5 protein-coding genes are annotated in these 5,052 nt (G+C 72.2%); 4 read left to right on the forward strand and 1 reads right to left on the reverse strand.

Going from position 1 to position 5,052, the window contains the following annotated elements:
- Positions 1-213: hypothetical protein (locus AB8Z36_RS30910; protein WP_369216696.1), on the reverse strand; the 213-nt coding region annotated here is incomplete at its 3' end.
- A gap of 169 nt (positions 214-382) precedes the next feature.
- Here AB8Z36_RS30910 and AB8Z36_RS30915 point away from each other — a divergent pair.
- The 4 genes from AB8Z36_RS30915 to AB8Z36_RS30930 form a co-directional block, all read left to right on the forward strand.
- Positions 383-1,351, forward strand: coding sequence for an SCO0930 family lipoprotein (locus AB8Z36_RS30915; RefSeq protein WP_369216697.1), 969 nt, complete (start codon positions 383-385; stop codon positions 1,349-1,351).
- 207 nt (positions 1,352-1,558) lie between these two features.
- Positions 1,559-2,371, forward strand: coding sequence for an SAM-dependent methyltransferase (locus AB8Z36_RS30920; protein WP_369216698.1), 813 nt, complete (start codon positions 1,559-1,561; stop codon positions 2,369-2,371).
- Entirely contained in the window at positions 2,368-4,503 is a 2,136-nt protein-coding gene (locus tag AB8Z36_RS30925; protein ID WP_369216699.1) for a putative bifunctional diguanylate cyclase/phosphodiesterase, read from the forward strand. Before AB8Z36_RS30920 ends, AB8Z36_RS30925 begins: the two co-directional genes overlap by 4 nt.
- 3 nt (positions 4,504-4,506) lie before the next feature.
- The coding region (locus AB8Z36_RS30930; protein WP_369216700.1) for a VOC family protein at positions 4,507-5,052 on the forward strand (546 nt) is incomplete at its 3' end.

Genomic DNA, 5,052 nt, shown 5'->3' on the forward strand with positions numbered 1-5,052 from the left:
GTGCGGGCGTCCGGTGTGGCAGTGGGCGCCGTCGCCCGCCACGGCCCAGTTGTCGCCCCCCGGCGCGCCCCCGCTCTGGTCGATGGACGCGATGGCGCAGTCACCGGCCACGGCCGCGCCGGTGGCCGACGAGGCGCCGAGCAGCAACGCCAGCGCCAGGAGTGCGAACACGCGGGTGACCAGGGGCGGTACGGCTCGATAAGTTCCACGCACGACGGAGAGCATGGGCGGCGGGCGGCCACGGCACGCCCGGATCGGACCGGAATGACCCGAAGGAAGGAGACGGCGCTCRKKGAGCGCGACCGCCGCTCGCRCCYGTACCTAGGGCCATGTGTGACGCAGTAGGGCGTCACAACACCCAAGCGGACAGCGGGAGTCAGAGATGCGGCAACCCACACACCGGGCCTGGCGGGGCGCCTCGCTCGTAGCGACGGCTGCGGCCCTGCTGGCGCTGACGACGGCGTGCGGCCAGGAGAAGGGCGACCAGTCGCCGAACGGGCAGAACGTCGGCAACGAGGCGCCCGCCAAGGACGGTTACGGCGCGGGCGACGGCTACGGCGCCGACGAGGGCGCGGCCGCGAAGCCCAAGGCCGCAGGCCAACTCGCGGTGTGGGAGAGCAAGAAACTCGGCAGGGTCGTCACCGACAGCGAGGGCTTCACGCTCTACCGCTTCGACAAGGACACCGCCCAGCCGCCCAAGTCCAACTGCGACGCCGCCTGCCTCAAGACCTGGCCGGTCGCCGCCGCCGACGGGGCGAAGGCCGCGCCCGGCGTGGACGAGTCGCTGCTCGGCGAGGTCACCGCGGCCGACGGCACCAAGCAGCTCACCATCGACGGCTGGCCGATGTACCGGTACGCCAAGGACACCAAGCCCGGCGACGCCAAGGGCCAGGGCGTCGGCGGCACCTGGTACGCGGCGGCCCCCGACGGCAAGAAGGCGTCCGCGAAGGCSGCYGSMSMSGCCCCCGGGGAGACCGCCCCCGCCGACCCCGCGGGCCTCTCCATCCGCAAGGACCCCAAGCTGGGCGAAATCGTCGTGGACCGGAACGGCATGACCGTCTACCGCTTCACCAAGGACTCGGCCTGGCCGATCAAATCCAACTGCGTGGGCGCCTGCGCCGAGAAGTGGCCCGCCGTCGCCCCCGTGCCCAAGGCGGAGGCCGAGGGCATCCAGAAGAAGGGCTACATGACCTACGACCGCCCGGACGGCGGCAAGCAGCAGACGATCGACTGCTGGCCGCTCTACACCTACTCCGGCGACAAGAAGCCGGGCGACACCAACGGACAGGGCGTCGGCGGGACGTGGTACGCCGCGAGCCCCGAGGGCAAGCCGGTGGGTGCCGCCAAGTAAGACCCCCCACGGGGCCGGCCGGCTCGTTCCCCCTCGTCACGAGGAGGGGACGGGCCGGTCGTACGTGTGTCGCAGGGCACTTGCCAAAGGCAGTGACCGAGAACGGACGGCCAATTTCCGTTTTGACTCGCTCCGTTGGCGGACGATCAGTAGCCTCACCCTCGAACAACGGATCGCCCCCTGCGCCCCCTACGCCTTGGAGTCTTGATGGAGCGTCCCGCCTGGGCCCCGCCGGGCATCGACATCTCGATGCCCAGCGTGTCCCGCATCTACGACTACTACCTGGGCGGTTCGCACAACTTCGAGGTGGATCGGGAGGCGGCCCGCAAGGCCATGGAGTTCATGCCGGGCCTGCCGAAGGTGATGCAGGCCAACAGGGCCTTCATGCGGCGCGCGGTCCGCTTCGCCGTGGAGCAGGGCGTCACGCAGTTCCTCGACATCGGCTCCGGCATCCCCACCTTCGGCAACGTCCACGAGGTCGCGGGCCGGGCGAGCGACGAGGCGCGCGTGATGTACGTCGACCACGACCCGGTCGCCGTCGCCCACAGCAAGGCGGTCCTCAACGGCTGCGACCGGGCCGGGGTCATCACCGCCGACCTGCGCAAACCGCAGGACATTCTGGGCAGTCCGGAAGTCGGGGCCCTGCTGGACCTGAGCCGTCCGACGGCTCTTCTGCTCGTCGCCGTCCTGCACTTCGTCGAGGACGCGTACGATCCTTGTGCGGCGGTCGCAGAGCTGCGGGACGGACTCGCCCCCGGCAGCCTGATCGTCCTCACCCACGCCTCGTACGAAGGGATTCCGGTTCCCCCCGAGCAGGCCGGCCGGACGGTCGGTGTATACAAGGACATCCGCAATCCGCTGATCATGCGCTCGCGCGATGAGATCGCACGGTTCTTCGAGGGATACGACATGGTGGAACCCGGCCTGGTGCCGATGCCGCACTGGCGGCCCGACACCGCGCCCGAGGAGGAGGATCCCTACTCCTTCTCGGGGTTCGCGGGCGTGGGGCGGAAGCGTTGAGCGGCGAGCCGGACGGACCCGAGGGAAGACTGCGCCGGTTCGCCACCATCTGGAGCCGGGCGATCTTCCCCGCCACGGCGACGTCGCTGACGCGTCCGGAGTTCGAACAGCAACTGGTGCCCCTCGCGCGACGCTTGCGCGACGCCCTCCAGGAGCGGGTCTTCGACGCCGCGGAGGGCCAGGCCGTCGGTGCCGCGCTCGTCGGCACGCACTGCACCGAGCCCGAGGCGCTCAGCCGTACGCTGGACTGCGTCGACGCCTATCTGGTGCTGTACTGCGGCGGCGACGGGCCCCGCGAGGAGCTGCGGTCCCGCTGCGCGCGCATCCAGCACTCCGTGGCCGCGGGCTTCGCCAGGGCGCTGCGCGAGCGCACCCTCGCCGAGCAGGAGGCGATCTCCTGCGCGGCGCTCAGCGCGCGCAGCGTGGTCGCCGAGGCGCTGCACGCCAGCGAGGCCCGCTTCCGCGCGGTCTTCCAGGGCGCCGCGATCGGCATCGGCATCGCGGACCTGGACGGCACCGTCCTGGAGGTCAACGACGCGCTGATCCGCATGTTCGGCGGCCTCGAACAGCACCTGCGCGGGCGCAACGTGGGGGAGTGGACCCACCCCGACGACTCGCCCCACGTATGGCGGCTCTACGAAGAGCTGGTGCGCGGCGATCGTGAGCACTACCGCGTGGAGAAGGCCTTCTACCGCCCCGACGGCACGGTCCTGTGGACGAACCTGACCGTTTCGCTGCTGCGCGACGCGGACGGGGTGCCGCAGTACCAGCTCGCGCTGATGGAGGACACCACCGAGCGCCGCCTGCTCAACCTGCGCCTGCGGTACGAGGCGACGCACGACGCGCTGACCGGGCTGCCCAACCGCACCCTGTTCTTCGAGCGCCTGGAGAAGGCCCTCTCGGCCGGACAGAACGCCCGTTTCGGGCTCTGCTACCTCGACCTCGACGGCTTCAAGACCGTCAACGACAGCCTCGGGCACGCGGCCGGGGACCGGCTGCTCGTCGAGGTCGCCGACCGCCTCCAGTCCTGCGCGACCGCGCCCGGCGAGATGGTGGCCCGCCTCGGCGGCGACGAGTTCGTGGCGCTCACCACGGGCCCCGACACCGAGACCGAGGTCGACGAGCTCGCGGGCCGCATCATGCACGCCCTCGCCACTCCGGTCCGCGTGGACGGCCGCGAGCTGACCGTGCGCGGCAGCATCGGCATCGTCGAGGGCCCCGCGGGCGAGCGCGGCGCCGCCGAGGTGCTGCGCAGCGCCGACATCACGATGTACCGCGCGAAGTCGGCGGGCGGCAACCGCTACGAACTCGCCGACCCCGAGGCCGACGCCCGCGCCATCACCCGGCACGGGCTGACCACCGCGCTGCCCGCGGCCCTGGAGCGCGGTGAGTTCTTCATCGAGTACCAGCCGCTGGTGCACCTCGGCGACGGCAGTGTGCGCGGCGCCGAGGCGCTGGTGCGGTGGCTGCACCCGCAGCACGGCATCATCGGCCCCGACCGGTTCATCCCACTGGCCGAGCACACCGGCCTCATCGTGCCGCTCGGCCGCTGGGTCCTCGAGGAGTCGGTGCGCCAGGCAAGGATGTGGGAGTCCCGGCACAGCGACGCCGGGCCGCTGCGGGTCAACGTCAACCTCTCACCCATGCAGCTCACCCACCCCAACCTGGTCGCCGACACGGTCGACATCCTGGAGCGCGAGGGCCTCGCGCCGGGCGCGCTTTGCCTGGAGGTCACCGAGTCCGCGCTGATAGGGGCGGACGACGACCTGCTCAAGCCGCTGCGCAGGCTCGCCGAGATGGGCGTCGACATCGCCCTCGACGACTTCGGCACGGGGTACTCCAACCTCGCCAACCTGCGCCGGCTGCCGGTCAGCGTGCTCAAGCTGGACCGTTCGTTCACCCAGGGCATGCAGCACTTCCCCGCCGACCCGGTCGACCTGAAGATCGTCGAGGGCATCGTGGCGCTGGCCCACAGCCTGGACCTGGCGGTCACGGTGGAGGGCGTCGAGACGGGCCACCAGGCGGACCAGCTCCGCGAACTGGGCTGCGACACGGCCCAGGGCTGGTACTACGCCCGCCCTGGACCGCCGGACCGCCTGCACGAGCTGGCCCTCCTGGACGCGACGGGCTGAACCATGATCCGCTGGGTGTACGCCTTCATCGACCGGCCGCGCGACGGCTTCGCCCGCGCGTGCGCCTTCTGGACCGAGGTCACCGGGACCCGCCTGTCCACGCCCCGGGGACCCGACGGCGAGTTCGTGACGCTGCTGCCGGACGGCTCCGCCGACGCGTGCCTGAAGGCGCAGGCGGTGGCCGGGGCGGGCGGCGCCCACCTCGACCTGGCGGTGGACGACCTCACGGCCACGGCCCGCCTCGCCCGGCGGCTCGGCGCCACCCCGGTCCACGCGGAGTCCGGCCTCGCCGTCCTGCGCTCGCCGGGCGGCCAGGCGTTCTGCCTGGTCCCGTGGGCGGGCGAGGGTTCCCCCCCGGCCCCGGCCCGCGCGCCGGGCGGCGCCCTCAGCCTCCTGGACCAGGTGTGCCTGGACGTCCCGCCGGACGCCTATGCCGCGGAGGTCGCCTTCTGGACGGAGCTGACCGGCTGGGAGCAGGTCACGGGCACGAGCCCCGAGTTCCTCGACCTCCAGCCGCCCCCGGACCTCCCGGTCAGGATTCTCCTCCAG

The sequence above is a fragment of the Streptomyces flavofungini genome, assembly GCF_041028215.1.
Classification (GTDB): Bacteria; Actinomycetota; Actinomycetes; order Streptomycetales; family Streptomycetaceae; genus Streptomyces; species Streptomyces flavofungini_B.